This is a genomic window from Sphingobacterium nematocida (assembly GCF_900168125.1).
GTDB classification, from domain to species: domain Bacteria; phylum Bacteroidota; class Bacteroidia; order Sphingobacteriales; family Sphingobacteriaceae; genus Sphingobacterium; species Sphingobacterium nematocida.
The window spans coordinates 246,354-272,260 of the sequence record NZ_FUZF01000001.1 but is presented as its reverse complement, the minus strand read 5'-3'; the positions used below and the strand labels follow the sequence as shown (position 1 = coordinate 272,260).

The following is a 25,907-nucleotide window of genomic DNA, read 5'->3' as shown; positions in this document are numbered from 1 at the left end:
ACATGAAAAATAACTATATATACATAGGGGTAATTCTAATGCTTTTCTCGCTATTGGGCTGTCAGAAGTTCGATTATTACCAAGATAATCCGAACAAACCAACCAATGCGACACCGGCATTATTGATGGCTTCCATCTGTCAGAATATATTCAATAATAATCCGATCAATGCAGCTTATGCCTCCCGTCATTTGACGTATTATGAGCGACCTAGCGAATCGGTTAATTACAACTGGAACAGGAGCGGGTTTGCTGGTTTTACGAGTCTTACGCAGGTGAAGAAGATGGCAGAGCTGGCGTCGGATAATAAAAACTATCAGGGGATAGCCAAGTTGTTCCGAGCGATTTATTTTACAAAACTAACGGAGACATTTGGAGATATACCGTATTCCGAATCATTGCTGGGTGAAGCAAATAATCAACCCAAATACGATACCCAAGAGGATGTTTACGCTGACGTATTGGTCGAGCTAGAGGAGGCTAACAAGCTGCTGCAGACCGAAAACGGTATTGTTGATGGAGATATTATTTATAAAGGTGATATCTTGAAATGGAAAAAGCTGGTCAATGCTTTCCGTTTAAGAATATTGATGCATCTTTCTAAAAAAGACGGGCAGACAAAGATTAACGTAAGAGAGCAGTTCAAGCAAATAATCGACGATCCGGCCGGCTATCCATTAATGACAAGTAATACGGACAATGGGCAGTTGGTATTTAATAACTCCGATCCTTCCAATTACTATCCTACTGCGGGGCATTTGAGCGTTACGACGCTGGTTTCACTGGAGGCCTCCTTTGTAGAAATGCTGCAACTACGTCGGGATCCGCGTCTGTTTTCATTTGGCGAGCCTATAGCAGGCAAGACTGCAGGTGTGTTTGAAAACTATAAGGGTGTGGACGCAGGTTTGTCGCCAGCGGACCAACAGAGTACAGCAGCAGGCTCTTCTTTAATCGCCCGTCGCTATGTTGACCTCAAGAATCCCGTCAATGAACCGATGATATTCCTGAGCTATGCGGAACAGGAATTTATAATTGCAGAAGCGATTCAACGCGGATGGATTACAGGCGATCTAGAAGCACATTATAAGCAAGCTGTTACAGCGTCGATGGCATTTTACGGCATCAACGCAGCTCGTGTAACCACTTATCTGGCGGAACCTTTAGTCGCATTGAACGGAACCGATGTGTTGAATAAAATATGGATACAGAAATATATTTCCTTTTATATGAATTCGGGATGGGAACCTTTTTATGAGCAAAGGCGCACGGGAGTCCCAGTGTTGCGTGTTGGCCCAGGTACACTAAATGGGGGACGGGTGCCAAAACGTTGGCAGTATCCGTTGACGGAGGTTCAGCTAAATGAAGTAAACCTGAATGAAGCGATAAAAAGACAATACCCTGAAGGGGATGATACTAACGCCAGTATGTGGTTAATCAAATAGATAGCTTATATTTTACGGGATTATAAATGGATAATAGAAGAGAATTTTTGAAAAAGGTAGCCATGCTAACGGGGGGCGTATCCCTGTCTCAGCTGCTACCGGATTCGATTGCTAAAGCGATGGCTATAGATCCAAAGCTGGGCAGTACTTTTTTAGATGCGGAGCATGTCGTATTACTGATGCAGGAGAACAGGTCATTTGATCATGCTTTTGGTACATTGAAGGGGGTAAGAGGATTTAACGATCCAAGAGCTATCCGTCAGCCCAATGGACGTAGGGTGTGGATGCAATCTCAACCCGACGATACGACCTATGCGCCGTTTCGATTGGACATTAAAGATTCAAAGGTAACCTGGATGGGTTGCCTACCGCACAACTGGACGGATCAGACCGATGCACGTAATCAGGGTAAGATGGACCGTTGGTTGGAATTCAAGCGTTCTGGCGTTAAAGAGTTTGCGGATATGCCCTTAACAATGGGATACTATACGCGTGAAGATATCCCTTTTTACTATTCGCTGGCGGATGCTTTTACGGTGTGCGACCAGCACTTTTGTTCCAGTTTGACCGGGACAAATCCAAATCGGCTTTACTTCTGGACAGGAAATATCCGGGAAAACCGGAAAGACAATGCGCTGGTATGGAATGGAGATTCGGAGTTTAGTGGTAAGGCAAAATGGAAGACATTTCCGGAACGCTTATCGGATGCCGGGGTAGAATGGAAAATATACCAGAATGAGATATCGTCAAGCAGTGCGGGTTACAGCGGACAGGCCAATAGCTGGCTGGGCAATTTTGGCTGTAATGTGATGGAGTATTTTCCGCAGTATGCGGTCAAATACAGCAAACGGTACCGGGATCTATTAGCATCGCGCCGAAAGCAACTGGAAGAGGACTTGAAGAAATTGAAAGTGGCGGGGATCACTTCTGGTGATGAGTTCGATAAACTGACGAAGAGACTGGAGACTTGCACTATAGAGCAGGAGCAGTATACGGAGGCTAATTTTGAAAAGCTAGATGCCTATACCAAAGAAATACACCGGCGGGCGCTAGTCAATAATAGTGGGGATCCGGACTATATGGAGCTGGAAAGTATGCGTTATAAGGATGGGGACACTGAGCGGGAATTGATGATTCCGAAAGGCGATATTTTATATCAGTTTCGACAAGATGTCAACAACGGCAAACTTCCCACCGTATCCTGGTTGGCTGCACCACAGTTGTTTTCGGATCACCCGGATTCGCCCTGGTTTGGAGCCTGGTACGTGAGTGAGGTGATGGATATTCTTACCAAGAACCCTGAAGTCTGGAAGAAAACAATATTCATATTGACCTATGACGAGAACGATGGTTATTTTGATCATGTAGCACCCTTTGTCGCGCCTAATCCTTATGTAGGGGATTCGGGTAAGGTATCTGATGGTATCGACGCCCGATTGGAATATGTGAAAAGAGAAGAGCAGTATTATCCGGAAAGTGGGCGGGAAAGTAGTATCGGTCTCGGCTACCGGGTGCCTATGGTGATTGCTTCACCTTGGTCTAGAGGGGGCTGGGTCAATTCGCAGGTCTTTGACCATACGTCGCCTTTGCAATTTTTGGAGTCCTTTATAAGCCATAAGACGGGCAAACCTGTGAGAGAGGATAATATTACAAGCTGGCGTCGTACGGTCTGTGGAGACTTAACTTCTGCTTTTAGACCTTATAATGGAGAGGCGATCGCCAAGCCGGCTTTTTTAGAGAAGACGCCTTTTATGGAAAGTATACATCAGGCGAAGTTTAAGGAAAACCCCAAAGGATTCCATGCATTGTCAGACTCGGAGATCGGTTTGATGGATAAGACGCCGAGGCGATCGCCCTATTTTCCAAAACAGGAGGCCGGCATGAGTGACTCTTGTAGTCTGCCTTACGAACTATACGTGGATGGAACGTGGGACGCTGCGAAAGGGGCTTACAGCATTGCAATGAAGGCTGGACAGGAAGTGTTTGGCAAAGCATCGGTAGGGGCACCATTTACCATCTATAGTGAGACCGAATACTTGGGTGAAAAGGGTGGATCTAGAAATTATGCGGTACGTGCGGCTGATAACGTTGCTGATTCATGGTCGATAGGGAACTTCAAATTAAACAGCTATAAGCTTGCCGTGTATGGCCCGAATGGCTTCTATCGCTTGTTCAAAGGAAGTGATAAGAATCCATTGGTCAGTATACACTGCGATTATGAGCGTAAGCGGTCGAAGGAATTAACGGGTCGCTTGTTGTTACATCTCGAAAATAGAGGTAAGACGGAGCTGGAATTACGTTTGGAAGATCTAAGCTACGGGCAGCAGGCAAAGCTGGTACGACTGCAGGCAGGTGCGCACAAGACCGTAGTCTGGGATACCGACAGACAATACCAATGGTATGATGTGCAGGTGAGCTGTAAAGACTGTGCTGGTTTTTCAGAGCAGTTTGCTGGGCGGGTCGAGATCGGTAAGGCTTCGAAAACCGATCCACAGATGGCTTAAGAGGGTTGGAAAGGCGCGCAAGCAACATGTAGAACGCGCCGCTGTAAACATGTCTGAGGTGCTAATCCTCAGACATGTTTGAATGATTACCGATACTTATTCTTCACGCAATATCTCCTCAATTTTACGGAGTTCCTCGTCATCAAATTGGATGTTTTTCAGACTTTCCAAAGAGTCTAACAACTGTTCTCTATTTCGGGCACCTACTAATACCGACGTTACTCTTTCATCTTTTAGAATCCAGGAAAGCGCCATTTGAGCCAGCGATTGTCCACGGGCGGTTGCCAGTTCGTTCAGCTTCGTAAGTTTCTCAATTAAATCTGGAGTAATATTAGAAGTTTTGAGAAAATGTTCGCGTGCAGCTCGGGAATCACCGGGTATTCCTTTAAGGTATTTGTTGGTCAAAAGACCTTGGGCAAGTGGCGAAAAGGCGATGCAGCCTACACCTTCCTCCTGTAGTACATCGAGCAAGCCTTCCTCAGGTGTCCGTACGAGCATCGAGTACTTGGGTTGATGTATTAGACATGGCGTACCCAAAGACCGTAGTAAATCTATTGCTTTTTTTGCTTGATCGGGAGGGTAGTTGGACAGACCAACGTACAACGCTTTTCCTTGTCGCACGAGCAGATCAAGGGCAGCCATGGTCTCTTCTAATGGCGTCAAAGGATCTGGTCTATGGTGATAGAATATGTCTACATAATCTAAATCCAGTCGCTTAAGACTTTGATCGAGACTGGAAACTAAATACTTTTTACTTCCCCAATCGCCGTAAGGGCCATCCCACATGGTGTACCCGGCTTTCGTAGAGATCAGGAGTTCATCCCGATATCCGCTGAAATTATCTTTTAATATTTTTCCAAAATTACGTTCCGCAGAACCCGGAGGCGGGCCATAATTGTTGGCCAAGTCAAAGTGGGTTATGCCATTGTCAAAGGCCGTTATCAAAGTCTCCTTAAAGATCGAGGGGTCATCTATATCACCAAAATTTTGCCATAGACCCAAGGACAGTGCCGGCAAGAGAATACCACTGTGTCCACAGCGGCGATAGGCTGTTGTTGAATATCTTTCTGCGCTAAATTCCATTTTATTGTACGTTTGCTACCGCAAGATACAAAAAGGAGCATTTTAAATTTATTTTTTTAAGGAGTGAGTAAGTTTGCAAAAAGCCGTGTCTTTAATAGAAAGCAATACTATTTACGAGGGGCTATCAGTAAGCGGGGAATATTATAGTATTTTAGGACAATTATACCTGATAAGGATATGTATACAAAAGAAAAACGATTATTGACGTTGTTTGGCCGTATTGAAGCTGCGGATAGACTGGCCTTCGAGCAGCTGCATCGGCTTTTGTATTCGTCTTTGCATGCCTATGCTTACAGCTTGTTAAAATCTAGGGAACTAGCCGAAGAGGCCACATCCGATCTATTTATCAAGTTGTGGACCCGGAAAGAGCAATTGGGAAAAGTGACACATCCACAGTTTTATATATTCCGCTCGCTCAAAAATATTTGCCTCAATATATTACGTAGAGAACAACGTGAAGTAGGTGCAACGGAGTTGTTGGATAGGGAGATAGAGGGAGGGGCCGCCGATAGTCCGGAAGACCTGCTGCAGCATAAGGAATTGATGCAGCTTTTGACTACGGCTGTTGATTCGTTGCCCGAACAGCGGCGACTGGTATTTACCTTGATTAAAGAGCAGGGGATGAAAAGCAAGGATGTCGCTGATCTGTTGGAAATATCGCTTCGGACAGTCGAGAACCATTTGTATAAGGCGGTGAAACAGCTGACAACGATCATCGAGCTTTATTTGGATAAAGATGTGTCTCCCAAACGAAGAGGACGGAGTCTGTTTAGCCTATTTTTTTAATGTGTTATCATGGAAAAGGAAGAATTTTTAAGATTATTATCAAAAAAAGTCGCGGATGGACTGGATCGCGAGGAGCAGATTGCTTTTGATATCTATTTAAACAGTCATAACGCTTATGTTCCCGTTGTCGAACAACTGGAGGATTTCTTTGCATACGAGGAACCGAATGTCGCGGATAAGGAGCAGGAATTACATTTTCAAAAATTAAGCCTGCGTCTGGGCGATGCAGCGCCCCCGAAGAAATCCAGGTTTGTTATCTGGAGAGCAACGGCCCTGGTCGCTGCCTGCCTGTCACTGTTCTTACTGTGGAATTACCTTGCTGAAAAAAATAGCTTTGGTTCTGATGGAGAACAGTCTGCCTATCAAGAGGTATTGAGTTCTGATAAGAATTATTGGTTGACCTTGGACGACGGTACCTCGGTGATCTTAAGTCGGGGGGCGACACTGCGCTACAACGAAGCTTTTGGTCGGCTGGAGCGAATGGCCAGCCTGAAAGGTAGTGCGCGTTTTGATGTGGTGAAAAATGCCGCCAAACCTATGCATATTGATTTAGGAACCTGGGAAGCTGTCGTAAAGGGCACTTTGTTTGATATCCAGCAACACGACGACAGCGATCAGAAAGAGTTGACTTTGTACCACGGTAAAGTAGAGCTGATCAACAAAAAAGACCCGGCACAGGTGCTGTCTATCTTGCCTAATCAGAAAGTATCCTGGAAGTCAGGTGCCAGCCGCACCCGGGATATACGCGTAGATACGTTAAGTCCTCAAGAACTGGTCGCAGCACGACAGCTTTATCAGGATAGTTTGGTCTTTAGCAAAATTGCTTTTAAGGATTTGGCCATCCGGCTGAAAGAACGTTATAGAAAGGAGTTCGTGTTTGAGAATCCGGAAGTAGCAAAAAGGCTGTACACGGGTAATATATCGAATGTTAAATTGCAAGAACTCCTACGTGTAATGAGTATTGCGTATCCATTTGAGTATGAGATAAAGGATTCGGTAGTCATCATTAAATAAGTTTTTACGCAAACGCAGAGCAGATGAACAAAGGGACCTATATTTTCGTGTTGTCATTGTTGACGACGGTGATTACCTACGGACAAAAACATAATATTAAGCTGGATAAAGGGGAGCGGCAGATAAAGACTGTTTTAAAACAGATTCAGGAACAATGTCCGGTGATTATCTTTTACAGCGATGAGGTGCTTACGGATGCTATGCGCTACGATGTACCTGCTACCGATATGGAGTTGCAGCAATTGATGCAGACTATGTTGTCTCCATATAGGCTCGATTTTAAGAATATTGATGATAAAGTTATTGCTATATATAATCCTGGTAAGCAGCCGACTATAAAATCACAGCAGACGATTCAAGGACTCGTTGTAGATACCGCAAATAGTCCGATAGAATTTGCAAATATCCGGCTGTTTGATGAGCAAAGCAGACTGGTAGCCATCTACAGTACCGATACAAAAGGTGTTTTTACGATTCAGGAAAGCCTAAAAGCGGATCGCAAGTATAGCCTACAACTCTCAGCGCTGGGGTACAAGCCTCACAAAATGGATCTCCAACCTCCCTATGGTGCCCCACTGCAAAAAATGGTGTTGCAGGCCAACGAGGTACAGATCAAAACAGTACATGTCAAAGCGATGCGCAGGCCTTTTGAACGGGTAGCCGATCGATTGATCGTGCAGGTAGAAGGCTCTATCCTCGAAAGTGGTCTATCGACACTCGATATCCTGCAGCGCTCGCCGGGGATATGGGTGGATCCAAACGGTGGAATACGCTTGCGTGGCAACCAAAGTGTACAGGTGATGATCAACGATATGATCCAAAGGATGTCAAGCGAACAGCTCGCAGAGTATTTACGGTCTTTGCCATCCGAGAGCATCAGCAAGATCGAAATTATCCCCAATCCCGCCGCGGAGTATGAAGCCTCGGGTACCGCTGGGATTATTCGTATTGTACTTCGTAAGAATACGCTCGATGGTTTTCGGGTCAACCTACTCGCGCGCTATCTACAGCAGGTCGATGATCCTTACTACAATGTCGGGACCATTGTGGATTTCAAGAAAAACAAATTGACGCTTACGGCGGTGGTGGGCTATTTAAGAAACGACGAATATATCTTTGCCTCGAACGATATTTCCTATGCCGACCAGTCGACGTATACCAGTAGTACGGATCGCTATCGGGAAAGTAAATCGTACAATGGCCGGATTACAGCATCCTACGATCTTGCCGACAATCACAGTCTCGGGTTTCAGACCATATTAACCAATAACCATACGGATCAGAATTTTTATACCGACAATGCACATTTTGATCTTCAGGATACGGTTTTTAAAACAACATTCAACAACTGGTTGACGAAGCCAAGGCAGTTGTCCAGCACACTAAATTACAGTTGGAAGCGCGATTCATTGGGCTCGTCTTTACGCTTCCTAGCCGATTATGTGAATAACAAACATCGGGAGGAGAATCACTATACCCTGAAGGAGGTAGGGAGCTCATCGAGCCAGCAGTATATCAACTATTCCCCCAACCAGACATCGATCTACAGTATACAGACCGATTGGACACAATATTATAAGCATTCCTTTAATTGGTTGGCCGGTCTGAAGTATATCGGTACGGATCGGAATAATGAGGTGTTGCGCCAAAATCTAATGAACGATAGCTGGATTAAGGATGATCTGCTGAGCAATGAATTTTTGTATAAGGAAGACCTGGTTATGGGCTATGCGGCTTTTAACTATAAGCTGGATAAGCTGTCTGCAAAAATTGGCCTGCGGGGCGAAAAAACAATTGTCGATGCCTTGTCCCTGACTTCGGGCGATAGGATACAGCAGGATTATTTTCACCTCTTTCCCTCTATATTCCTGCAACGGGAGATTGGCAACCAGCATTCGTTGATTTTAAACTACGCCAAGCGGATTAATCGCCCTTCCTTTAAAAACCTGAATCCCTACACCTTGCAGATTGATGATTTTATACTGATACAGGGTAATGCCGATCTTAAGCCGGAGATTATGCACCGTGTGGAGGGTGGTATACAGCTGAAGAACAATATATCCTTAGATCTATTTTACAGTTACACCAAAGATAAAATTGCGCAGTTTACAGAAACAAAGGACAACAGTATGTTGGTCTACCAGTCTCGTAACTTTGCGAAAAGCACCGAATGGGGCAGCAATTTGTTTGTGCCTTGGAAATTAAACGCCTGGTGGTCGGGGCAGGCCAATGCCACCTGGTTCCAGAATGTATTCCGCCTGGAGGACGAGGACCTGAACCAACAGACCTTTGAAACGTCTTTAAATCAATACTGGAAAGTGAAGAAATGGTTTGATGCTTCACTCCACCTGTCGTATTCGTCGCCACGCATCTCGGCCAATACCCGCTTTGCCCATCAATTTTATTCAAGCCTTACCTTGAGTAAGCGGTTGGCAAAGGATAAAGCCAAGATCACCTTTCACCTGAATGATATTTTCAATACCGCCCGCGAAAGGGAGTGGACCGAACGCAAGGGCGCCTTTGTCGATTTTTATCAGAAAAGACCTACACGTACGTTTGGTTTATCTTTTACCTATGTATTATCAAAAGGTAAGAAGATCGAGGATAAGAAGATCGAGGAAAGTAATAAGGAAGCGAAAAGCAGGGCCAATTGATAGCTAAGTGATCGCTCGCATAAGGTAAAATAGTTTTAGAACTTGTGAATATAGTAGGCATCGCTGCTGTATAATCTTCTTATTTTTGTGATAGCCAATAAATCACAAAAACAAGAAGATTATGAAGAATATAGGAGAGATAGCCGGCTAACGGTGTGGGTATTAAATAAAAGTAAATCCAGACAAACACGCCATTCGCTTTACTGTGAGGATCGCTATAGCCGAATGCACCACCTTTATAAGCCACGATGGTAGTATCTCTCCAGCCGATTATTCGGGGGATGGAATCCACCTTTCAGGAGGTTATGCCAAGTGGGCGAAGGCATTGTCGGGCGCGGTTGAGGAGGCCCTAAACAGATAGAGGTTCTTTGTTGCAGCGTCTGAAAACTAGAGTTGGGAATCCGTCGTTTTAAAAAAGTAAAATAAATTAAAACGATTGTAGGGCACGGCTGTTCTATCGACGAAACAACAATTAAAAATCAACAATAGTTAGTGCGTTAATCTCCACTGGCAGGTTATGTTTAGTAGGAGTTTAGTGTGTGCAAATGGAGGTGGTGTTTCAGTCATGAAATACCACCTTTTTTCTGTTTATGTGATTTATATGATCGATTTAGAGGATATTATTGGCCGCGATTCGGAGGTTATTTTTCTAGGAGAAATTGCTATTCGCACCATAGTTATGTTTGTGTTGATTCTTACGATCCTCCGTTTGTCTGGACGGCGCGGTGTTCGTCAGTTAACCGTTTTTGAGGTAGCAATTATCATTAGCCTTGGATCTGCGGCAGGTGATCCCATGTTTCAGGGCGATATCCCTATTGTACATGCCGTTATCGTTTTTGTATGTGTGATCCTGGTGTATAAATTGGTAACCTGGTTAGCTTCACGATCTGAAAAGGTAACCCGGTTATTGGAAGGCAAGGTGTTGCCGGTTGTTGAAGAGGGAATGTTTGATATTAAGCACGAGCATGATAACGACTTTTCTAAAATGGAGTTTTTTTCGGAACTCCGAAATTTGAATGTGGAGCATCTTGGACAGGTGCGCGAAGGACTATTGGAGATTGATGGCACGCTAAGTGTATTGTTTTATGCCGACGAAGAAGTCCGGTATGGATTACCCTTGTTTCCGTCGCGTTACAAGAAGGTAGATCCCGCCACAAGTTACGGCCCCTTTGCCTGTATGTACTGTGGAGTTGTCGTGCAGGAATTAAATGGGGCGTCTCCGCAGTGCCAGCGTTGCGGAAAAGAGAGTTGGACGATCGCTATTAACACGAAGCGATACAGTTGATTTTACTGGATTAACAGGTATTTGTACCTGATGTCGGGCAAATAATACGCTTTTTGATCGCCGCACGCAACCCTCTGAACGCGATGTTGTTCACCTATTGATCACGGCTGTTACAGCCTTAAATTATTCAATATTATGGCAACAACAATGAAAACTTCAACAAAGACTTCCACTACAGGTTCCAAAGCAAAAGCAGGAGCAAAGGAGTCATCAACTTCGAACATGCAGAAGGCAAAAAGTAACGCTGGGACTACAGCGACAAAAGTAAAAGCCAAGGCTGATGCAGCAAAGGATCTTCAGGATCTGTTTGAAGATGGTCTTAAGGATATTTTATGGGCCGAGAAAGCACTTTTAAAGGCACTTCCAAAAATGGAGAAAAATGCTACAGCGGAAAAATTGAAAAGATCTATTACCCTACATATCCAAGAGACAGAGACACATGTACAGCGTCTTGAAGATTGCTTTGAAAGTATCGGAAAAAAGGCGCAGGCAGCAAAATGTGACGCTATGGAGGGCTTGATTGAAGAGGGGGCAAGTATCTTGGAAGAGACACAACCCGGAGCAGTACGCGATGCCGGAATTATCGCGGCAGCACAAAAGGTTGAACATTATGAGATCGCCACATATGGTACTCTTGCCGCTTTTGCAAAAGTATTGGGGCACGAACAAGCACTTAAGCTTTTATTGCAGACCCTCAAAGAGGAGAAAAAATGCGATGAGCTATTGACAAGTATAGCAGACACGAATCTCAATTCAAAAGCAGAGTAGAGGCTCACCGTTTTAGGCTGCCCAAATAGGCTAATATGTTCTTCTTTTTTATTTTATATACGGTAGATAATAAGATGGATGCTAGGGCAGCCTAATTTAAAATTTCAGTTTCAATTCGATATGGAACAAGTGATAGATGGTAGGAACATCAAAATAATAAAGAGCGTCGAGACCGCCGATAAGTTAACACATACAGAAGTGCTGTTTGGTGAGTATGTCGATAATGAGCAGGTTTTAAGAGCTTTAAGGGAACTGGAACGAAAATATTTGGAAAGCCCCCTCTACGAGAAGCTGCATGGACTTGAAGATCGTCTTTCTATAAGCTTTACGCATAAAGAATCGCATGCCGTCATCAGTTATACGACCGAAGATTAATGGACTAGCTTTTACTATTTCCTTTGTCTAAGAAAAAAAGACGAACCAGTGTACCTTTACCTTCTGTGCTGGATACGTTGATACTACCCCCGTATCGTTCGATGATACGTTTTGCCAAGCATAATCCGATGCCTGTACCGTGATGTTCGGCAGCATTACTCGCACGGCTGAAAACACAGAAAATTTTGCTCAATTCGGATTCTGGAATTCCAATACCGTTGTCTTTTATGAAGTAAGCAACACCTTTGTCTGTTTGCTCGCTGTAGATAGCTATTTCCGCGTTATCTATCTGAGCCGTATATTTTATTGCATTGCTGATAATATTCATAAAGATCTGATAGATAGCTCCAATGTCGCCATAAATGGGCAAGAGCTGACCGAGCCTTATATCTCCTGCAAATGAGGGTTGTAGTAATTTAATCTCTTCGCACCAAGCGGGTATTTTAGCGGTTACGCAATGTACATTCTGTATGTTCGCAATAGAACGCGCTGCACTAAGTTGGGCGGTTTGATTAATTATATTTTCCACATTTATGAGCGCTTGATCAATCATGTCATACCATTGTAGCGTATTGGCTGATAGTGCGTCTTTTTGATTTTTAAGATAATGTATGCCCATTTTAGCGACGGACAACGGATTTTTAACATCATGGGAAAGCGTGTGCGTCAACGTTTCTAAATCATTATTAAACGATAGTTGTTCCTGCTGAATGCGAAGCTTGCTGTTGGTTTCGACACGTGTCGTCACATCTGTAGATGTATGTAGTATAGCGTAAGTCTCACCCGATTCGTCCAGTAGCGCCTTGTACTCAAAGTCAAAATAACGGAGGTGCTTTTCTGAACCATCGACAATAACTGCTGGAGTATCGGTCGCACGGTAGGTGATACCGCTCTGCCAAACTTTCTCCAGTATACTTTCAAAACCTTCTATTCGAAAGCCGGGAAATACTTCGCCAAACCTCTTTCCCAGAATATCCTTAGGAGCGCACCACATGGTTAGCATCGCGTCATTAACGAATGCTATACGCAGATCTGGATTGTCATAGACAGCGCAGGCCAAAGGAGAGTGTTCTAAAACCTGTAGCAAATCCAGATCATATTGTATCATAAGTTCGAATTTTAGGATGTAAGTCTGTCCTGACTATGGCATAAATCATGCCACGTTAAGTAAATTGTTGATTAATATTTTGAATTAAAACGTGTTGTAAATGAGTGTTGTAACTCTTTGTTTTCTATTTGCTTCAGTGACTGTTACATCGCTCTTTTGACTACTCACATTTTGTCGGTATGGCTTCGGATCACCTTCAGCGCTGTGGCAGTCGCTATTCCGCCTAATATGTACCAAGTTACCGTTAAGCATTCTGTCAGTAACGTTCTGGCGACAGGGGTTTCGTCAAGGTCTAATGTCTTACTCAGGGACAAGGTCGACGCACCGACAGCCAAGCCATGCAATGCCCCCAATAGCACTAAATTTTTCGAGTCGTATTCACCAATCATACGGTAGGACAGGGTGTTCGTGACGAAGTTGAATGTGGTCGTGGTATTGTCGACGACTTGCTCGGATGGGGACGCCAAACCTACCGATTCTATGGCTTTACTGAGACCTTCATTTCCGATCTCATCTATTTTTGGAGCATCTTTTATTATTTTCTTAGCTAATCCGTGTACAGCATTCAATGCTACTGCTCCGATGGCTCCCGCGATTAAGTTTTGTGTGTTTGCATTCATGGTATTATAATTTTCGATACCGTTGTAAAACAGTCGTTTCAAATGAAAGTTCATTGGCGGTTATTTGTTTTAAACAATAAGTCTGGTCACTTGTTAGCATTAGAAATAACTACAGTACACAAATATCCGCAGCATATGTCCTTATTAACGGTCAACGAAAACGGCTTATATTGTAAACAGGGCGATTTTTATATCGACCCGTGGAGGCCTGTAAAAACGGCATTGATTACGCATGGTCATAGCGATCATATGCGATGGGGGATGCAGCATTATATCTGTCATCATGATACCGTACCGATTTTAAAACTAAGACTTGGGGGAGAGCAATCGGTGCAAGGCATACACTACCGGGAATCTTTCGAGATTAATGGGGTAAGCATTTCATTTCATCCTGCGGGTCATATCATCGGTTCGGCACAGATCAGGTTATCGTATGCCGATGAGGTGTGGGTCTTTACAGGCGATTACAAGCTCGAATCCGATGGCGTGAGCGAGCCTTTCGAACTCGTGACATGCGATCATTTTATTTCAGAGTGTACATTTGGATTGCCCATTTATCAATTTCCCAGCCCGACGAAGGTTTATAACGATATTAATGATTGGTGGAGATCAAATATACAGAAGGGTTATAATACAGTTATCTACGGATATGCGCTGGGCAAAGCTCAGAATATACTGGCACACTTAGATCAATCTTTGGGAGATATCTACCTGCATGGCGCTGTCGCAAATGTGAACGAAGCCCTTTCAGATTTGGGTTATAGCTTTCCTGGAACGCGTATGTCATCGGGGCCGGATCCGAGTAAGATGGAAGGAGCGCTAATCGTAGCGCCGCCATCGGCCAATGGCAGTCCATGGGCAAGGAAGCTCAAACCCTATCGAGAGGCCATGTGTAGCGGCTGGATGCAATTGCGTGGGTCTAGAAGACGTAGATCTGTGGACAAAGGTTTTCCACTGTCTGATCACTGTGACTGGACTCAGCTTAATACGGCAGTCAGAAATACCGGCGCTTCTCATATTTACCTGACCCATGGTTACGAAGGTAGTTTTGCTCGGTGGGCGACCGAGAATTATGGAGTGCAGTCTTCCGTACTACAGACCCTCTACAGCGATGACATGGAGGGTGAGGAATGAATTTTGTACATTTATTTGAGCGGATCGATACCACGACAAAAACTTCGGAAAAGGTACAAGCTATAGTGGATTACCTGCAATATGCCGACGAAGGGGAAAAACTATTAGCCGTATCGGTGCTGATGGGCTACAAACCCAAGCGACCAGTTAAGACCACGGATTTGAGGTTATGGGTGGCCGAGCGGGCGGGGATACCCTTATGGTTGTTGGAAGAATCGTACTATGTCGTGGGTGATCTCGCAGAGACATTGGCCTTAGTCTTACCTCAGGGTAGACCTACGGTAGACTTTAATTTATCTTCCATCTTGCAGGATATTATTGCGATGCAGGGAAGTGTGTTAGAGCAGCAACGTACTATTCTGGAGCACTACTGGTCTGGCTTCGCGGGTACCAGTCTATTTTTGTTCAACAAACTGTTGACCGGTAATTTTCGCGTGGGGGTATCCAGAAAACTAGTGATCAAAGCACTATCCGACTATCTCAGCATGGATGAAGCGGTTGTTGAGCATCGTATGATGGGCCGTTGGGACCCATTTCAGGAGAGTTTTGCCAGCTTATTCCATCAGGAAATTTTAAAAGACAAACATTTTTTGCCTTATCCCTTTTTCTTGGCCTATCCTGTCGAATCTTCATTTTTTGATAGTGCAACTATCGAAGACTGGATTATAGAGCCCAAGTTGGACGGTATCCGTGGGCAGATTATTGTTCGTCAAGGCGAAGTTTTTGTTTGGAGCCGTGGCGAAGATTTGATGACAGACAAGTTTGTTGAATTTCAGGAGCTTCATTCTATTCTACCCAATGGTACCGTACTCGATGGTGAAATCATCCCTTGGAAAGAGGGTAGACCATTGGATTTTCAGATGATGCAGACCCGCATAGGACGTAAAACAATTACTAAACGCAATCTGGAAGAGGTGCCTTTAGTGATGGTCTGTTACGATATTTTGGAATGGGAGGGCAGAGATCTGCGTACTAGGCCTCTAATGGAAAGGCGCGCACTGCTCGAAAAAATTCTTGCTGACTATCCGGTGGATAATAGGTTGAGGCTATCGGAGGTCAAACATTTTTCAACATGGGAGGAAGCCGAGTCCTTTAGAGTATCTGCGCGGACGCACAATGCCGAGGGGTTGATGCTTAAATATAAGGACAGCATTTACGAAGTTGGGCGTAAACGAGGTAATTGGTGGAAATGGAAGACAGATCCCATGTCTGTAGACGGTGTATTGATCTATGCCCAATCGGGGCATGGAAGACGAGCCAACCTATATACCGACTATACATTTGCTGTTTGGGATGACGGTACACTGGTACCTTTTGCAAAGGCATACTCCGGATTGACGGATAAAGAACTGCTTCAGATTGATCATTGGATAAAGCGCAATACGCTCGAAAAATTCGGCCCTGTACGCCGTGTGAAACCAGAGTTAGTCTTCGAACTAGCGTTTGAAGGAATAAATCTGAGCAGCAGGCACAAGTCGGGCATTGCCCTACGTTTTCCCCGTATTTTACGGTGGCGGCAGGATAAGATGGCAGAGGAAGCGAATACTAAACAGGATTTATTAACCTTGATACAGTCTTTACATGAATCCAATAGCTGAAGTATGGTTTTTTAATCAGGGCTGGCAGCCACACCGTTTTCAAGAAGAAACCTGGGCTGCTGTTGCAGGCGGCAAGTCCGGTCTATTGAATGCGCCCACAGGCTTTGGCAAAACCTTTGCCTTATGGTTTGGTATCTTGCAGCACTATTACGGAGATGATCGTTTTCTGAAGAAAAAAGCGCAATTTAAAACGACTAAATTGCATACGCTGTGGATCACCCCATTAAGGGCATTATCGAAGGAGATCTATAAGACCACATTGGCCGTAAGTGCCGACCTGGACCTGGACTACAAAGTGGAGTTACGTACAGGCGATACCTCTACCTCCGAGCGGCAGAAGCAACGCAAATCTCCACCGCAGGCACTCATCACTACGCCCGAGAGCGTACACCTTATCTTGACCTCCAAAGGTGCAACAGCGTACTTCAAGCACTTAGAGTTTATCGTCGTAGACGAATGGCACGAACTACTGGGGAGCAAGCGGGGCGTACTCGTGGAGCTGGCCTTAAGTCGTCTTAAAGCCATTAATCCGCGCCTCAAGATATGGGGCGTGTCTGCAACAATAGGAAACCTCGCGGAAGCTCAGGAAATACTTTTAGGAAAGCAACATAAGGGAGTAATGGTGCGTGCCGATATAAAAAAGAATATGTCCATAGAAACCGTATTGCCCGATAGTTTGGAAAAATTTCCCTGGGCGGGGCATCTTGGTATTAAACTTTTAGATAAAGTGGTAGATATTGTGAATCGTTATCGCACCACCTTGATATTTACTAATACCCGTTCACAGTCGGAGATCTGGTACCAGCATATTATAACGCACTACCCTGAGTTTGCGGGTTTGTTGGCTATTCACCACGGATCATTGAGCGATGAGATAAGACAATGGGTCGAACAGGCGCTACATGAAGGAAAGTTGAAGGCGGTGGTTTGTACCAGTAGCTTAGATTTGGGTGTCGATTTCCGACCTGTTGATTGCGTGATACAGATAGGCTCGCCCAAAGGGATAGCACGCTTTCTACAGCGGGCCGGACGATCGGGACACCGCCCTTTTGAGACTTCGTATATCTACTATGTGCCCACCAATTCTTTAGAGATTATCGAAGGTGATTCCTTAAAGTATGCCGTAGCTAATCATATTGTCGAGCAGCGCATTCCTTACGTGCGCAGTTTTGATGTATTGCTGCAGTACCTCACCACATTGGCCGTAGGCGACGGCTTTGATGCAGATATGATTTTTAAAGAACTGAAGCTTACCCATTGTTATGCCAGTATCAGTATCGAAGAGTTTGGACAGTGTATGGCGATGCTCATTCACGGTGGCCGCTCACTATCGGCTTATCCGGATTTCCACCGATTGGTATTGGAAGATGGCCTATACAAAGTCGAAAGTCGTAAATTGGCCATGCGGCATCGGTTGAGCGTCGGAGCCATTGTTTCAGATCTGATGTTGCGGGTCAAGTTTATGTCAGGCAAGTACCTAGGCAGCATTGAAGAGTCCTTTATATCCAGATTGAAGCCTGGGGACGTATTTTGGTTTTCCGGTCGGCAGCTGGAGCTTTTACATGTTCGGAGCATAGAGGCGATAGTAAAGCCCGCTACACGCAAGACAGGTATCGTGCCTTCTTGGATGGGGGGACGGTTTTCCATCTCTCCGGACTTAGGTATTGCGATACGGCACAGCTTTAGCCATATTCACAAAAAATCAGGAAGGAGTGCGGAAATCAAGTTTTTAGCCCCTTTGTTTAAAGAACAAGAGCAGCGATCGGGACTACCACAGGAAGATGAACTTTTAATCGAGTACATCCATACCAAATACGGTTATCATCTTTTTGTATATCCATTTGAGGGAAAATTGGTGCACGAGGGACTCGCGCAGGTATTGGCCTATCGGCTAGGAAAGATACAACCGGCAACCTTTAGCATCGCTAGCAACGAGTACGGTTTTGAATTACTGTCGGCAACCCCATTTTCTCTTGATCTGGATCTGATCACCCAGTTGTTGTCTGGCAAGGATCTTCATCAGGATATTACATCAGGCATTAATGTACAGGAGATGGCCCGACGACGTTTTAGGGATATCGCAGGCATCGCCGGACTGGTATTTCAGGGCTATCCCGGCAAGCAGATGAAAAGCAAGCATTTGCAGGCAAATGCAGGGCTGTTTTTTTCTGTATTTGAAGATTATGATCCGCACAATCTATTGTTGCGTCAGGCCTACGACGAGGTTTTTGATTTTCAGCTTGAGGAAGGGCGGATGCAACGTGCTTTTGAGCGCATAAGCAGCCATAAGATTATTTTAACCTTTCCAGAGAAGCTGACTCCGTTTGCATTTCCTATATTTTCAGAATCTTTTCGGGAGAGATATAGTAATGAAGATTGGCAAAGTCGGTTGGATCGTTTAAAATTACAGTTGACAGGAAGACTTGAATAATGAAAAAACAAATAGAATGGAATGGGATAGCGTTGCTTTTATTCGCGCAGAAGGTACTGTATATCCCCGAATATCATACGCTTGTCCTTTCAGATTGGCACTTGGGTAAGTTAGGACATTTTAGGCAAGAAGGACTTTTTGTACCAGCTATGCAGGTGCAGGAAGAGTTTGACCGCTTGACTAGCTTGCTAGAGCTTATGCCCGTGCAACGTGTGGTGTTTTTAGGAGACCTCTTTCATTCGAGCTGGAATAACGAATGGGATGAATTCGTGATGTATTTAACGCAATTTGAGGATATCACTTTTGTTTTGACCAAGGGCAATCACGATATTCTTTCTGAAGCGATAATGGGTGCCGCGCGACTTCAGGTCGTCGATTATTTAGAACTCGGAGATCTTCTTGTCCTATCCCACGAGCCTTTGACCAACGTTCCTCCCCAAATCTTGAATATCGTAGGGCATCTACATCCCGGCGTACACATTCAAGGACGGGGGAGACAACTATACCGTCTGCCTTGTTTCTTTTTGCAGGGTAATGTATTTACGCTTCCAGCTTTTGGACGATGGACTGGCCTTCATATGATAAAACAGACCTTGAACAATCGGTTATTTCCCATTGTGGGCAACGGGGTTATAGAGCTATTTTGAACTTTTATTAATGCTGCGTGTTCATTCAAAAAAAGAGATTGATATGGCACATTTAGAAGTAAAAAGGAAAGCCCCTACCTCTTGGTGGGTATGGTTATTGTTGATATTGGTGGTGTTGGTTTTATTAATTATGTGGATCAGGGGAGACAACCTTGAATGGTCTAAAGATACAAGGATTATAGACAGCAGCACCAATCTGACTTCCGATCAACAGGGAGAAAACAGAGTCGCAATGTACAGGTAGTTTGCACTTCAGGGTACAAATGGATAAATAGGATATTTTAATACACAGGATTATGGCACAGGAAGAAAATATAAATAATCACCTTACCGAATTGACAGGGAGTGATTATGATATTGTGGATGGTGAGCCAGATATTAGAGGCTGGGATGTGCAAGATGAACAGGGTAGAATGATCGGAGAAGTCGTTGAATTGTTATTCGACACATCCTCGCAGCGGGTACATTACATCGTAGTAGATGTAGACTACGAAAACTATGCTGCGGAGTTGGAGAAACAGATCATGATACCGATAAGGATTGCGGAGTTTCGCCCCGAGAAAGGGAATGACAGTTCTGCCAGAATAGTCGACGATTCGGATCATCCAGAAAACATCCCATTCCATGATGGAACCAACACCTTGTGTGATAGTGGTATCGTGGTGGTTCCTATTAGTTTAAGACAGATTATGGATCTCCCTTCGTATGATTCGGATCGGGTCAATTCGGGCACAGAATTGGCCGTGCATAAAGTGTTCGAAAGCTCGCTTAATGAACATATCCAAGGCGAAGGGTCGCAAAGCGGGGGGCGTGTCAGTCCGAAGCGTATGTAAAGAGTAGCTCCGTGTTATCTGTAGCTGGATTAATAGTAGGTGGTGTTTCTTAATGAAACACCACTTTTTTTAGTCCTCGTGATTATCGACTTTGTTCGGATTGGGTGGTAAAGGGTTGGTATCCTTCTCCGGACGCTTGCCCGTATCGCTTTCTACCTCTGTTTTGGTGTTACGATCTTTGTACTCTTTTTCCTTCTCCTGCTGTACTGTGGTTGATTTTTGCTTTTTCATATGTAATGGATTTAATGTGTACTACCTAAACCTTCTATCAAGGCTTTCCATTGCGGAAATGAGGCGCCCATCTTAGCGCCTAGGCCCACCATGAAATTCCTGAAGTTGTCCAATAATGCGGTATTATCTGTATTGATTACTTCATTGCGACCCGCGTAATGCAAGAAGATATGTTTGTCTTTTTGTTCAATCAGGATCGAAGAAGTGGCTAGACTTCTAAAAAAATGTGCGGTATCGTTATTTTCATCAGTAGGATCAGCACATGGTCTTAGGGTGATGGAGATCTGTCGCCTGTCGCTGGAAGATTCTTTGTTGATGGATTCGACGTGTACCCAGTCGTAGCCACCGGCAGAGGGTAGACCGGGCCCTGGTATATCGATCTGAATATAATCGCCCTGTTGTACAGGCCGATCCAGCTCCAGTCCATGTTTATCCTTTATTTTGAACATGGCGGAGGGTGTCCCTGTGATTTCGTCCCAATGGTTGACGTCCAATAGCCTGTTTTTTGCCTTTTCGAAAAGGAGGTTTGCTTCGTTGGTGCTGGAAAAGTCTACGCTTTTGAAGTAATCTAAGGCCTTGCCCTCGATCTGTTCTGGAATCTGTTCAGCCATAATTGTTTTGATTTTGTGTACGTAAGGTTTTAACAGTTCGATGTGCGTCCGGTTGTGGTATAAAATACCCGATTTTGATATAAAGTACGCGATGAGCCGGGGGTAAATACCTGTCTGTTGGCTGTTGTTCAGGCTGACTAAAAACCTTCAGGACAGTCGTTTGTTCAGCAGCTATATAACAAAGATATGGCTAAGCTGAGTACCTATAATAAGAAACGGGATTTTGACAATACGGAGGAGCCGAAAGGAACCTCTTCTGGAAAAGGTAGTAAAAATACGCGTAAACTGCGATTTGTGGTCCAGCGACATCACGCATCTCGGCTCCATTACGATTTTCGCCTTGAACTGGACGGCGTGTTAAAGAGCTGGGCAGTACCCAAAGGACCATCCTTATACCCCAAAGACAAACGACTGGCCATGCAAGTGGAAGATCACCCGATAGACTATGCTTCTTTTGAGGGAAGCATCCCTAAAGGTAATTATGGTGCCGGTACAGTTCATATTTTTGATTCGGGTTATTATGAGTTCTCAGAAGCAAAGGATGAAGCCGATTTTCTGAAAAATTGGCGCAAAGGATCTTTGAAATTTAAGTTGTTTGGTCATATCCTGCGTGGCGAATTTGCACTGGTACGGATGAAAGGCGATGACGAAAAGGCTTGGCTGCTGATCAAACATCGGGATAGATATGCTACGGATAAGCCTTATAATAGCGAAGAGCGTGTCGCAGATAGCGTTAAAGAAGCCGGAATTGCTTTTAAGGAACAACCTCCGCCCAAGCCCATGCTGACCAAATTGGTCGATCAGCTACCCACGGGGGCAGACTGGCTGTATGAAAAGAAATATGACGGATTCCGAATAGTAGCGGTGCGGGCTGCACAGGGAGTATACTTGTACTCGCGTAGCGGAAAAAGTATGAATCATTTATTTCCATCACTTGTCCAAGAGCTATCAACACTGGATAAGGAAGTGAGTTTAGATGGCGAACTGCTGATTGAAGACAAGCAGGGACGTTCACATTTCCAGCTCATTGCCAGTGGCGAGCCTATTCCCAGTACGCTGCAGTTGCGCTATTATGTGTTTGACATCCTCAGCTTGGACAAAGAAGTGCTCACCGAATATACCTTGGTACAACGCAAAGAACTCCTCGGGCTGCTTCTTAAGCGATTAAAGGGTAGCAAATACATCAAGCCTGTGGAGGAATTGCAGGGTGATGCGGATACATTAAGGCAAAAAGCGGAACATCAGAACTGGGAAGGAATCATCGCCAAAGAAAAGGAAAGCCGCTACCTGCAGGGCACACGGAGTACGCATTGGGTAAAATATAAATTGAGACACAGTCAAGAGGCCATTATCTGTGGGTATACCGCGCCCCAGGGTAGCAGAGCATATTTTGGCGCCCTCGTCTTGGGGATATACAAAGACGAGATGTTGACGTATATCGGTAATTGTGGGACAGGATTTGATGACGCAGCGTTGGAGCTCATCTACAGGCAGATGCAAAGTGTCACAAGCGATAAAAAGCCCTTCCCAAAAGGGGTAAAGGTCGCCAAAGAGAAGGAGGTAACCTGGTTGAGACCGGAGCTCCTCTGCGAGGTCTACTATTCCGAATGGACAGCAGACAAACATCTGCGCCATCCGGTGTTTAAGATGTTACGTACAGATAAGAAACCTAAGGAAGTAGAATCAGAAGAACTATTACATATGGAAAGTAAAGACGAAAGTATCAAGATCGGAAGCAAGACCGTACAGCTGACGAATCTGGATAAGGTATATTGGCCGAAGGACAATTATATTAAAGGACAGATGATTGCTTATTATGAAGAAATGGCCGATTATATATTACCCTATCTAAAAGATAAGCCCATCTCACTGCATCGCTTTCCAAATGGTATCGATGCGGATAGCTTTTTTCAAAAGGATGTTGATCCGGAAAAAATTCCCGATTGGGTAAAGACCGTACCTATTCATGCGGAGAGTACCGGCAAGGAGATTGATTATATCGTCTGCAACGATAAGGCCACCTTATTGTACATCGCCAATCTGGGATCTATTGAAATAAATCCCTGGCTGGCGACGTATAAGAAACCGGAGAATCCGGATTTTGCCGTATTGGATTTAGATCCCAATGGAGCCGACTTCGAGGAGGTGATCCGCGTTGCACAATTGGCTAAGGAGATGTTCGACAAGATGGACGCGCCTGCCTTTGTGAAGACATCGGGCTCTACAGGAATACATATCTACCTCAATGTCGCCCAAAAGTACGATTACGCTATCGTACGCGATTTTATTCAGCTATTGGCGGAGATGCTGCATGAAAGGTACCCGGACACGACCAGTATCGTTCGGGATCCTAAAAAACGTAAGGGGATGATCTATCTGGACTTTTTGCAGAATAGGAGAGGACAGACCATTGCTGCCCCTTATTCCTTAAGACCTAAGGAGGGGGCCACAGTCAGCGCACCGCTTCATTGGGATGAAGTGCAACCTGGCCTAGATATCAAAAGCTTTACGATCAAGAGCATGTTAAAACGGGTGAAAGAAGTCAAAGATCCGTGGACAGCTATCTGGAGCAAACCGGTCGACATAAAAAAAGCATTAAAGCGGCTAGGCTAGACTGGCTTTCAGTTTCGCCAATAAATCGGTCGACTTGGTATGTTCGACATTTATTTTACGGATCGAAGTATGCTTTCCTTTGGCCTTCTGTTTGATGATTTTAAGAAGTTCGGCCGTATACTCGTTTTTATAAGCGGAGATATCAAACGGGTGAGAGTGCTGCTTGATTAACTGTAATGCCATATCCATTTCTTCCTTTTTCATTTTTGTATTAGCAGGAAGCTTGAGCTCTTCTGTACTGCGGATCTCTTCTTCAAAGCGCAGTTTGTTCAGGAGTAATAGATTGTCATGGGGCCTGACCAATGCCAGGTTTTCGACGCTGCGCATCACAAAGGAACCCAACCCCGCAGTTTTACTTTTCTCCAGCGCTTTAAGCAGGAGCTGGTAAGCTTTTTCACCACCTTTTGCCGGTTCTAAATAATATGGCGTTTCAAAATATATACTGTCGATTTCTTCTATTTTGACAAAGGAGTGCAAATTGATCATTTTATTCTTCTCCGGGCTCGCCTCCTCAAAGTCGGTATCTTCCAAGACAACGTATTTGTCTTTCATTAAGTAACCCTTGACAATATTGTCCCAACTCACTTCTTTACCCGTAGCCTCATTGACCCGTTTGTACTTAATGTTGGATTGATCCTTACGATCCAGCATATCCAGATCCAGACTGCTACTCTGTGTAGCACTGTATATTTTTATAGGGATGTTGACCAGGCCAAAGCCAATCGCTCCCGTCCATATTGCTCTCATAGTAATTCTCCTTCTAAATTCTACTTTATTTAACAAGTAAAAGGCGGATTAGTTTACACTGTCCGCCTTGTATAATAAGTATTGCTGCATTGCTACATATAGTTGGCAAACTGTTTTTGCAAACTTTTACGTATCAAAAAAATCCGAGACTTAATGGTTCCTTCAGGGAGACCATATAGTTCGGACAGTTCTTTGTATTTATACCCTTGTACGTGATATTCAAACATTTCTTTATGTTCTGTAGGGAGTTTTTCGAGGGCATGCTCTACATCCTTTAGTACCAGACTATTTTCTACCGTATTCTCGGTAAACGGTTCCTGACAACCCAGATCGTGCAGTTGGGATACTTTTTGATTTTCGTAAAGATGCCTGTGCTTACGATTCCGGTAATGATTGATGTAGATGTTTTTCATAATAACAAACAACCAAGATATTACCCGTGGATTATGAAAAAACTGATCTACGTATTTTAATGCACGCATTAGTGTCTCCTGTACTAAGTCCTGAATATCTTCTGGATCATTAGTAAACTTGTAGGCAAGACTTTTTAATACCGAACGGTATTCAATAAGCTGTAGGTTCAAATCTTTGTTTTCCATGTTGAAGTTATTTTAAGATGTACCAAGGGTGTTACAAAAAATATGCGAGAGCTTCAGATTTGCAATATTTCGCGTATTCGTTCGGTCATAAAGGTTATATATACGTCGCCGCACGGTAAAATACGTTTCAAGTCCGGTATAACTACCGGCGGATTAGGGGTTATTAAACGGGTAATTGTAATAATTACGGTTTTATCGATGTTTTACAAGATAAAGTTGAACAAATGAGCAACATATTTGTTAATCTGGAAAAGTATATCAAGTAAATGAGTTGATTATGAATATCGAGGTTTGGGCATTGTTGTTTTTATTTATTATTCCTACGCCGCGTTCGGAAGCGCAGAGTGATCCCAGAGAGAATGAAGTACTTCGTACAATCGTGTTTATGCGGACGGAAGGATTGGGGATGATCGATCTGCTGAATCAACATACCCACAATAAAGAGGTCAAAGCGCTATGTGTCCGTATGAAAACCTATTATGTAGAGACCCAACCCGAAACCGTTGAACTGTGTCGTGGGAAAGATTTACAGCTTGATGAAAAAGATGTGGATCTGTTGCTAAGTAGATTAAAAAAAGGATTTGAAAATTATAAACCCGAAAGGGACAGCGATTACTTGCTGCTATTTGAAGAGCATATCAACAAAAGTATACAGCTCTATGCAGAAATTGTGCAGGAGCAACGGTGGGAAAATATTTCACATTTCTCCTTTACGGCATTGCCGGAGCTCTTCAATCTACAACAGGAGATCCGTAAATTAAAGAAAAAGTAGATTGCTCTCCTTTCTTTGTTGGATATAAGTTGCTTCTAGCATTTGCCGTATT

24 protein-coding genes are annotated in these 25,907 nt (G+C 44.2%); 17 read left to right on the top strand and 7 right to left on the bottom strand.

Annotated elements, in window-relative coordinates:
- Positions 1-2: 2 nt before the first annotated feature.
- Together B5X76_RS01200 and B5X76_RS01195 are read left to right on the top strand one after the other, a co-directional pair.
- The gene (locus tag B5X76_RS01200) at positions 3-1,442 is read left to right on the top strand and encodes a SusD/RagB family nutrient-binding outer membrane lipoprotein (RefSeq protein WP_079640601.1); all 1,440 of its coding nucleotides are present in this window, start codon (positions 3-5) and stop codon (positions 1,440-1,442) included.
- 26 nt (positions 1,443-1,468) lie between these two features.
- Positions 1,469-3,946, top strand: coding sequence for a phosphocholine-specific phospholipase C (locus B5X76_RS01195; protein WP_079640600.1), 2,478 nt, complete (start codon positions 1,469-1,471; stop codon positions 3,944-3,946).
- A 96-nt stretch (positions 3,947-4,042) separates the two neighbouring features.
- On the opposite strand, the gene B5X76_RS01190 is transcribed toward B5X76_RS01195, so the two are convergent.
- Complete coding sequence (locus B5X76_RS01190; RefSeq protein ID WP_079640599.1) at positions 4,043-5,029, bottom strand: aldo/keto reductase; 987 nt, start codon at positions 5,027-5,029, stop codon at positions 4,043-4,045.
- 177 nt (positions 5,030-5,206) lie between these two features.
- Here B5X76_RS01190 and B5X76_RS01185 point away from each other — a divergent pair, with 177 nt between their 5' ends.
- The 7 genes from B5X76_RS01185 to B5X76_RS01160 all read left to right on the top strand — a co-directional run bounded on the left by B5X76_RS01185 (position 5,207) and on the right by B5X76_RS01160 (position 11,911).
- Positions 5,207-5,815 (top strand): RNA polymerase sigma-70 factor, encoded by a 609-nt coding sequence (locus B5X76_RS01185; RefSeq protein WP_079640598.1) that lies wholly within the window; start codon positions 5,207-5,209, stop codon positions 5,813-5,815.
- A 9-nt stretch (positions 5,816-5,824) separates the two neighbouring features.
- On the top strand, positions 5,825-6,829 hold the full coding sequence (locus B5X76_RS01180; protein WP_079640597.1) for a FecR family protein: 1,005 nt from the start codon (positions 5,825-5,827) through the stop codon (positions 6,827-6,829).
- Between the two features lie 23 nt (positions 6,830-6,852).
- Positions 6,853-9,483 carry a TonB-dependent receptor domain-containing protein gene (locus tag B5X76_RS01175; protein ID WP_079640596.1) on the top strand — a complete coding sequence of 877 codons (2,631 nt, stop codon included), beginning with the start codon at positions 6,853-6,855 and terminating at the stop codon, positions 9,481-9,483.
- A 205-nt stretch (positions 9,484-9,688) separates the two neighbouring features.
- A complete protein-coding gene (locus tag B5X76_RS21910; RefSeq protein ID WP_176140959.1) occupies positions 9,689-9,844 on the top strand; it encodes a hypothetical protein in 156 nt (51 codons plus the stop codon).
- 156 nt (positions 9,845-10,000) lie between these two features.
- On the top strand, positions 10,001-10,768 hold the full coding sequence (locus tag B5X76_RS01170; protein WP_245800885.1) for a DUF421 domain-containing protein: 768 nt from the start codon (positions 10,001-10,003) through the stop codon (positions 10,766-10,768).
- A 135-nt stretch (positions 10,769-10,903) separates the two neighbouring features.
- On the top strand, positions 10,904-11,536 hold the full coding sequence (locus tag B5X76_RS01165) for a YciE/YciF ferroxidase family protein (protein ID WP_079640595.1): 633 nt from the start codon (positions 10,904-10,906) through the stop codon (positions 11,534-11,536).
- A gap of 120 nt (positions 11,537-11,656) precedes the next feature.
- Complete coding sequence (locus B5X76_RS01160; RefSeq protein WP_139375165.1) at positions 11,657-11,911, top strand: hypothetical protein; 255 nt, start codon at positions 11,657-11,659, stop codon at positions 11,909-11,911.
- A 4-nt stretch (positions 11,912-11,915) separates the two neighbouring features.
- Here the strand turns inward: B5X76_RS01160 and B5X76_RS01155 are convergent, their stop codons facing one another.
- Positions 11,916-13,019 carry a sensor histidine kinase gene (locus B5X76_RS01155; RefSeq protein ID WP_079640593.1) on the bottom strand — a complete coding sequence of 368 codons (1,104 nt, stop codon included), beginning with the start codon at positions 13,017-13,019 and terminating at the stop codon, positions 11,916-11,918.
- A gap of 164 nt (positions 13,020-13,183) precedes the next feature.
- Positions 13,184-13,693 (bottom strand): hypothetical protein, encoded by a 510-nt coding sequence (locus B5X76_RS01150; RefSeq protein WP_139375164.1) that lies wholly within the window; start codon positions 13,691-13,693, stop codon positions 13,184-13,186.
- On the opposite strand from B5X76_RS01150, the gene B5X76_RS01145 reads away from it, so the two are divergent.
- Genes B5X76_RS01145 through B5X76_RS01120 form a run of 6 tightly spaced genes read left to right on the top strand, consistent with a single transcriptional unit; the run spans position 13,682 to position 20,282 of the window.
- On the top strand, positions 13,682-14,773 hold the full coding sequence (locus B5X76_RS01145; protein WP_245800883.1) for a ligase-associated DNA damage response exonuclease: 1,092 nt from the start codon (positions 13,682-13,684) through the stop codon (positions 14,771-14,773). The two genes, B5X76_RS01150 and B5X76_RS01145, sit on opposite strands and share 12 nt — an antisense overlap.
- Positions 14,770-16,371 carry an ATP-dependent DNA ligase gene (locus B5X76_RS01140; RefSeq protein WP_079640591.1) on the top strand — a complete coding sequence of 534 codons (1,602 nt, stop codon included), beginning with the start codon at positions 14,770-14,772 and terminating at the stop codon, positions 16,369-16,371. Before B5X76_RS01145 ends, B5X76_RS01140 begins: the two co-directional genes overlap by 4 nt.
- Positions 16,355-18,802, top strand: coding sequence for a ligase-associated DNA damage response DEXH box helicase (locus B5X76_RS01135; RefSeq protein ID WP_079640590.1), 2,448 nt, complete (start codon positions 16,355-16,357; stop codon positions 18,800-18,802). Before B5X76_RS01140 ends, B5X76_RS01135 begins: the two co-directional genes overlap by 17 nt.
- Positions 18,802-19,449 carry a ligase-associated DNA damage response endonuclease PdeM gene (pdeM, locus tag B5X76_RS01130; RefSeq protein WP_079640589.1) on the top strand — a complete coding sequence of 216 codons (648 nt, stop codon included), beginning with the start codon at positions 18,802-18,804 and terminating at the stop codon, positions 19,447-19,449. Before B5X76_RS01135 ends, pdeM begins: the two co-directional genes overlap by 1 nt.
- 43 nt (positions 19,450-19,492) lie before the next feature.
- Entirely contained in the window at positions 19,493-19,693 is a 201-nt protein-coding gene (locus B5X76_RS01125; protein ID WP_139375163.1) for a hypothetical protein, read from the top strand.
- Positions 19,694-19,745: 52 nt separating this feature from the next.
- The gene (locus B5X76_RS01120) at positions 19,746-20,282 is read left to right on the top strand and encodes a PRC-barrel domain-containing protein (RefSeq protein WP_079640587.1); all 537 of its coding nucleotides are present in this window, start codon (positions 19,746-19,748) and stop codon (positions 20,280-20,282) included.
- 69 nt (positions 20,283-20,351) lie between these two features.
- Here B5X76_RS01120 and B5X76_RS21905 read toward each other — a convergent pair whose 3' ends face one another.
- Together B5X76_RS21905 and B5X76_RS01115 are read right to left on the bottom strand one after the other, a co-directional pair.
- The gene (locus tag B5X76_RS21905; protein WP_176140958.1) at positions 20,352-20,513 is read right to left on the bottom strand and encodes a hypothetical protein; all 162 of its coding nucleotides are present in this window, start codon (positions 20,511-20,513) and stop codon (positions 20,352-20,354) included.
- Between the two features lie 11 nt (positions 20,514-20,524).
- Positions 20,525-21,124 carry a hypothetical protein gene (locus tag B5X76_RS01115; RefSeq protein WP_079640586.1) on the bottom strand — a complete coding sequence of 200 codons (600 nt, stop codon included), beginning with the start codon at positions 21,122-21,124 and terminating at the stop codon, positions 20,525-20,527.
- Between the two features lie 186 nt (positions 21,125-21,310).
- Here B5X76_RS01115 and ligD point away from each other — a divergent pair, with 186 nt between their 5' ends.
- Positions 21,311-23,737, top strand: coding sequence for a DNA ligase D (ligD, locus tag B5X76_RS01110; protein ID WP_079640585.1), 2,427 nt, complete (start codon positions 21,311-21,313; stop codon positions 23,735-23,737).
- On the opposite strand, the gene ku is transcribed toward ligD, so the two are convergent.
- Both ku and B5X76_RS01100 read right to left on the bottom strand, forming a co-directional pair.
- Positions 23,729-24,484, bottom strand: coding sequence for a non-homologous end joining protein Ku (gene ku, locus B5X76_RS01105; RefSeq protein WP_079640584.1), 756 nt, complete (start codon positions 24,482-24,484; stop codon positions 23,729-23,731). The genes ligD and ku overlap by 9 nt on opposite strands.
- Positions 24,485-24,576: 92 nt before the next feature.
- Positions 24,577-25,083 (bottom strand): RNA polymerase sigma factor, encoded by a 507-nt coding sequence (locus B5X76_RS01100; protein WP_079640583.1) that lies wholly within the window; start codon positions 25,081-25,083, stop codon positions 24,577-24,579.
- Between the two features lie 277 nt (positions 25,084-25,360).
- Here B5X76_RS01100 and B5X76_RS01095 point away from each other — a divergent pair, with 277 nt between their 5' ends.
- The gene (locus B5X76_RS01095) at positions 25,361-25,855 is read left to right on the top strand and encodes a hypothetical protein (RefSeq protein WP_079640582.1); all 495 of its coding nucleotides are present in this window, start codon (positions 25,361-25,363) and stop codon (positions 25,853-25,855) included.
- Positions 25,856-25,907: the final 52 nt, after the last annotated feature.

Bases quoted from the DNA above. Each gene is read 5' to 3' on its own strand.
- B5X76_RS21905 (WP_176140958.1), bottom strand. From the start codon at position 20,513: ATGAAAAAGCAAAAATCAACCACAGTACAGCAGGAGAAGGAAAAAGAG.
- B5X76_RS01095 (WP_079640582.1), top strand. From the start codon at position 25,361: ATGAATATCGAGGTTTGGGCATTGTTGTTTTTATTTATTATTCCTACG.
- B5X76_RS01165 (WP_079640595.1), top strand. From the start codon at position 10,904: ATGGCAACAACAATGAAAACTTCAACAAAGACTTCCACTACAGGTTCC.
- B5X76_RS01190 (WP_079640599.1), bottom strand. From the start codon at position 5,029: ATGGAATTTAGCGCAGAAAGATATTCAACAACAGCCTATCGCCGCTGT.
- B5X76_RS01195 (WP_079640600.1), top strand. From the start codon at position 1,469: ATGGATAATAGAAGAGAATTTTTGAAAAAGGTAGCCATGCTAACGGGG.
- pdeM (WP_079640589.1), top strand. From the start codon at position 18,802: ATGAAAAAACAAATAGAATGGAATGGGATAGCGTTGCTTTTATTCGCG.
- B5X76_RS01175 (WP_079640596.1), top strand. From the start codon at position 6,853: ATGAACAAAGGGACCTATATTTTCGTGTTGTCATTGTTGACGACGGTG.
- ku (WP_079640584.1), bottom strand. From the start codon at position 24,484: ATGAGAGCAATATGGACGGGAGCGATTGGCTTTGGCCTGGTCAACATC.
- B5X76_RS01135 (WP_079640590.1), top strand. From the start codon at position 16,355: ATGAATCCAATAGCTGAAGTATGGTTTTTTAATCAGGGCTGGCAGCCA.
- B5X76_RS01125 (WP_139375163.1), top strand. From the start codon at position 19,493: ATGGCACATTTAGAAGTAAAAAGGAAAGCCCCTACCTCTTGGTGGGTA.
- B5X76_RS01160 (WP_139375165.1), top strand. From the start codon at position 11,657: ATGGAACAAGTGATAGATGGTAGGAACATCAAAATAATAAAGAGCGTC.
- ligD (WP_079640585.1), top strand. From the start codon at position 21,311: ATGGCTAAGCTGAGTACCTATAATAAGAAACGGGATTTTGACAATACG.
- B5X76_RS01100 (WP_079640583.1), bottom strand. From the start codon at position 25,083: ATGGAAAACAAAGATTTGAACCTACAGCTTATTGAATACCGTTCGGTA.
- B5X76_RS01150 (WP_139375164.1), bottom strand. From the start codon at position 13,693: ATGAACTTTCATTTGAAACGACTGTTTTACAACGGTATCGAAAATTAT.
- B5X76_RS01145 (WP_245800883.1), top strand. From the start codon at position 13,682: ATGAAAGTTCATTGGCGGTTATTTGTTTTAAACAATAAGTCTGGTCAC.
- B5X76_RS01140 (WP_079640591.1), top strand. From the start codon at position 14,770: ATGAATTTTGTACATTTATTTGAGCGGATCGATACCACGACAAAAACT.
- B5X76_RS01155 (WP_079640593.1), bottom strand. From the start codon at position 13,019: ATGATACAATATGATCTGGATTTGCTACAGGTTTTAGAACACTCTCCT.
- B5X76_RS01200 (WP_079640601.1), top strand. From the start codon at position 3: ATGAAAAATAACTATATATACATAGGGGTAATTCTAATGCTTTTCTCG.
- B5X76_RS01115 (WP_079640586.1), bottom strand. From the start codon at position 21,124: ATGGCTGAACAGATTCCAGAACAGATCGAGGGCAAGGCCTTAGATTAC.
- B5X76_RS01170 (WP_245800885.1), top strand. From the start codon at position 10,001: ATGTTTAGTAGGAGTTTAGTGTGTGCAAATGGAGGTGGTGTTTCAGTC.
- B5X76_RS01120 (WP_079640587.1), top strand. From the start codon at position 19,746: ATGGCACAGGAAGAAAATATAAATAATCACCTTACCGAATTGACAGGG.
- B5X76_RS01185 (WP_079640598.1), top strand. From the start codon at position 5,207: ATGTATACAAAAGAAAAACGATTATTGACGTTGTTTGGCCGTATTGAA.
- B5X76_RS01180 (WP_079640597.1), top strand. From the start codon at position 5,825: ATGGAAAAGGAAGAATTTTTAAGATTATTATCAAAAAAAGTCGCGGAT.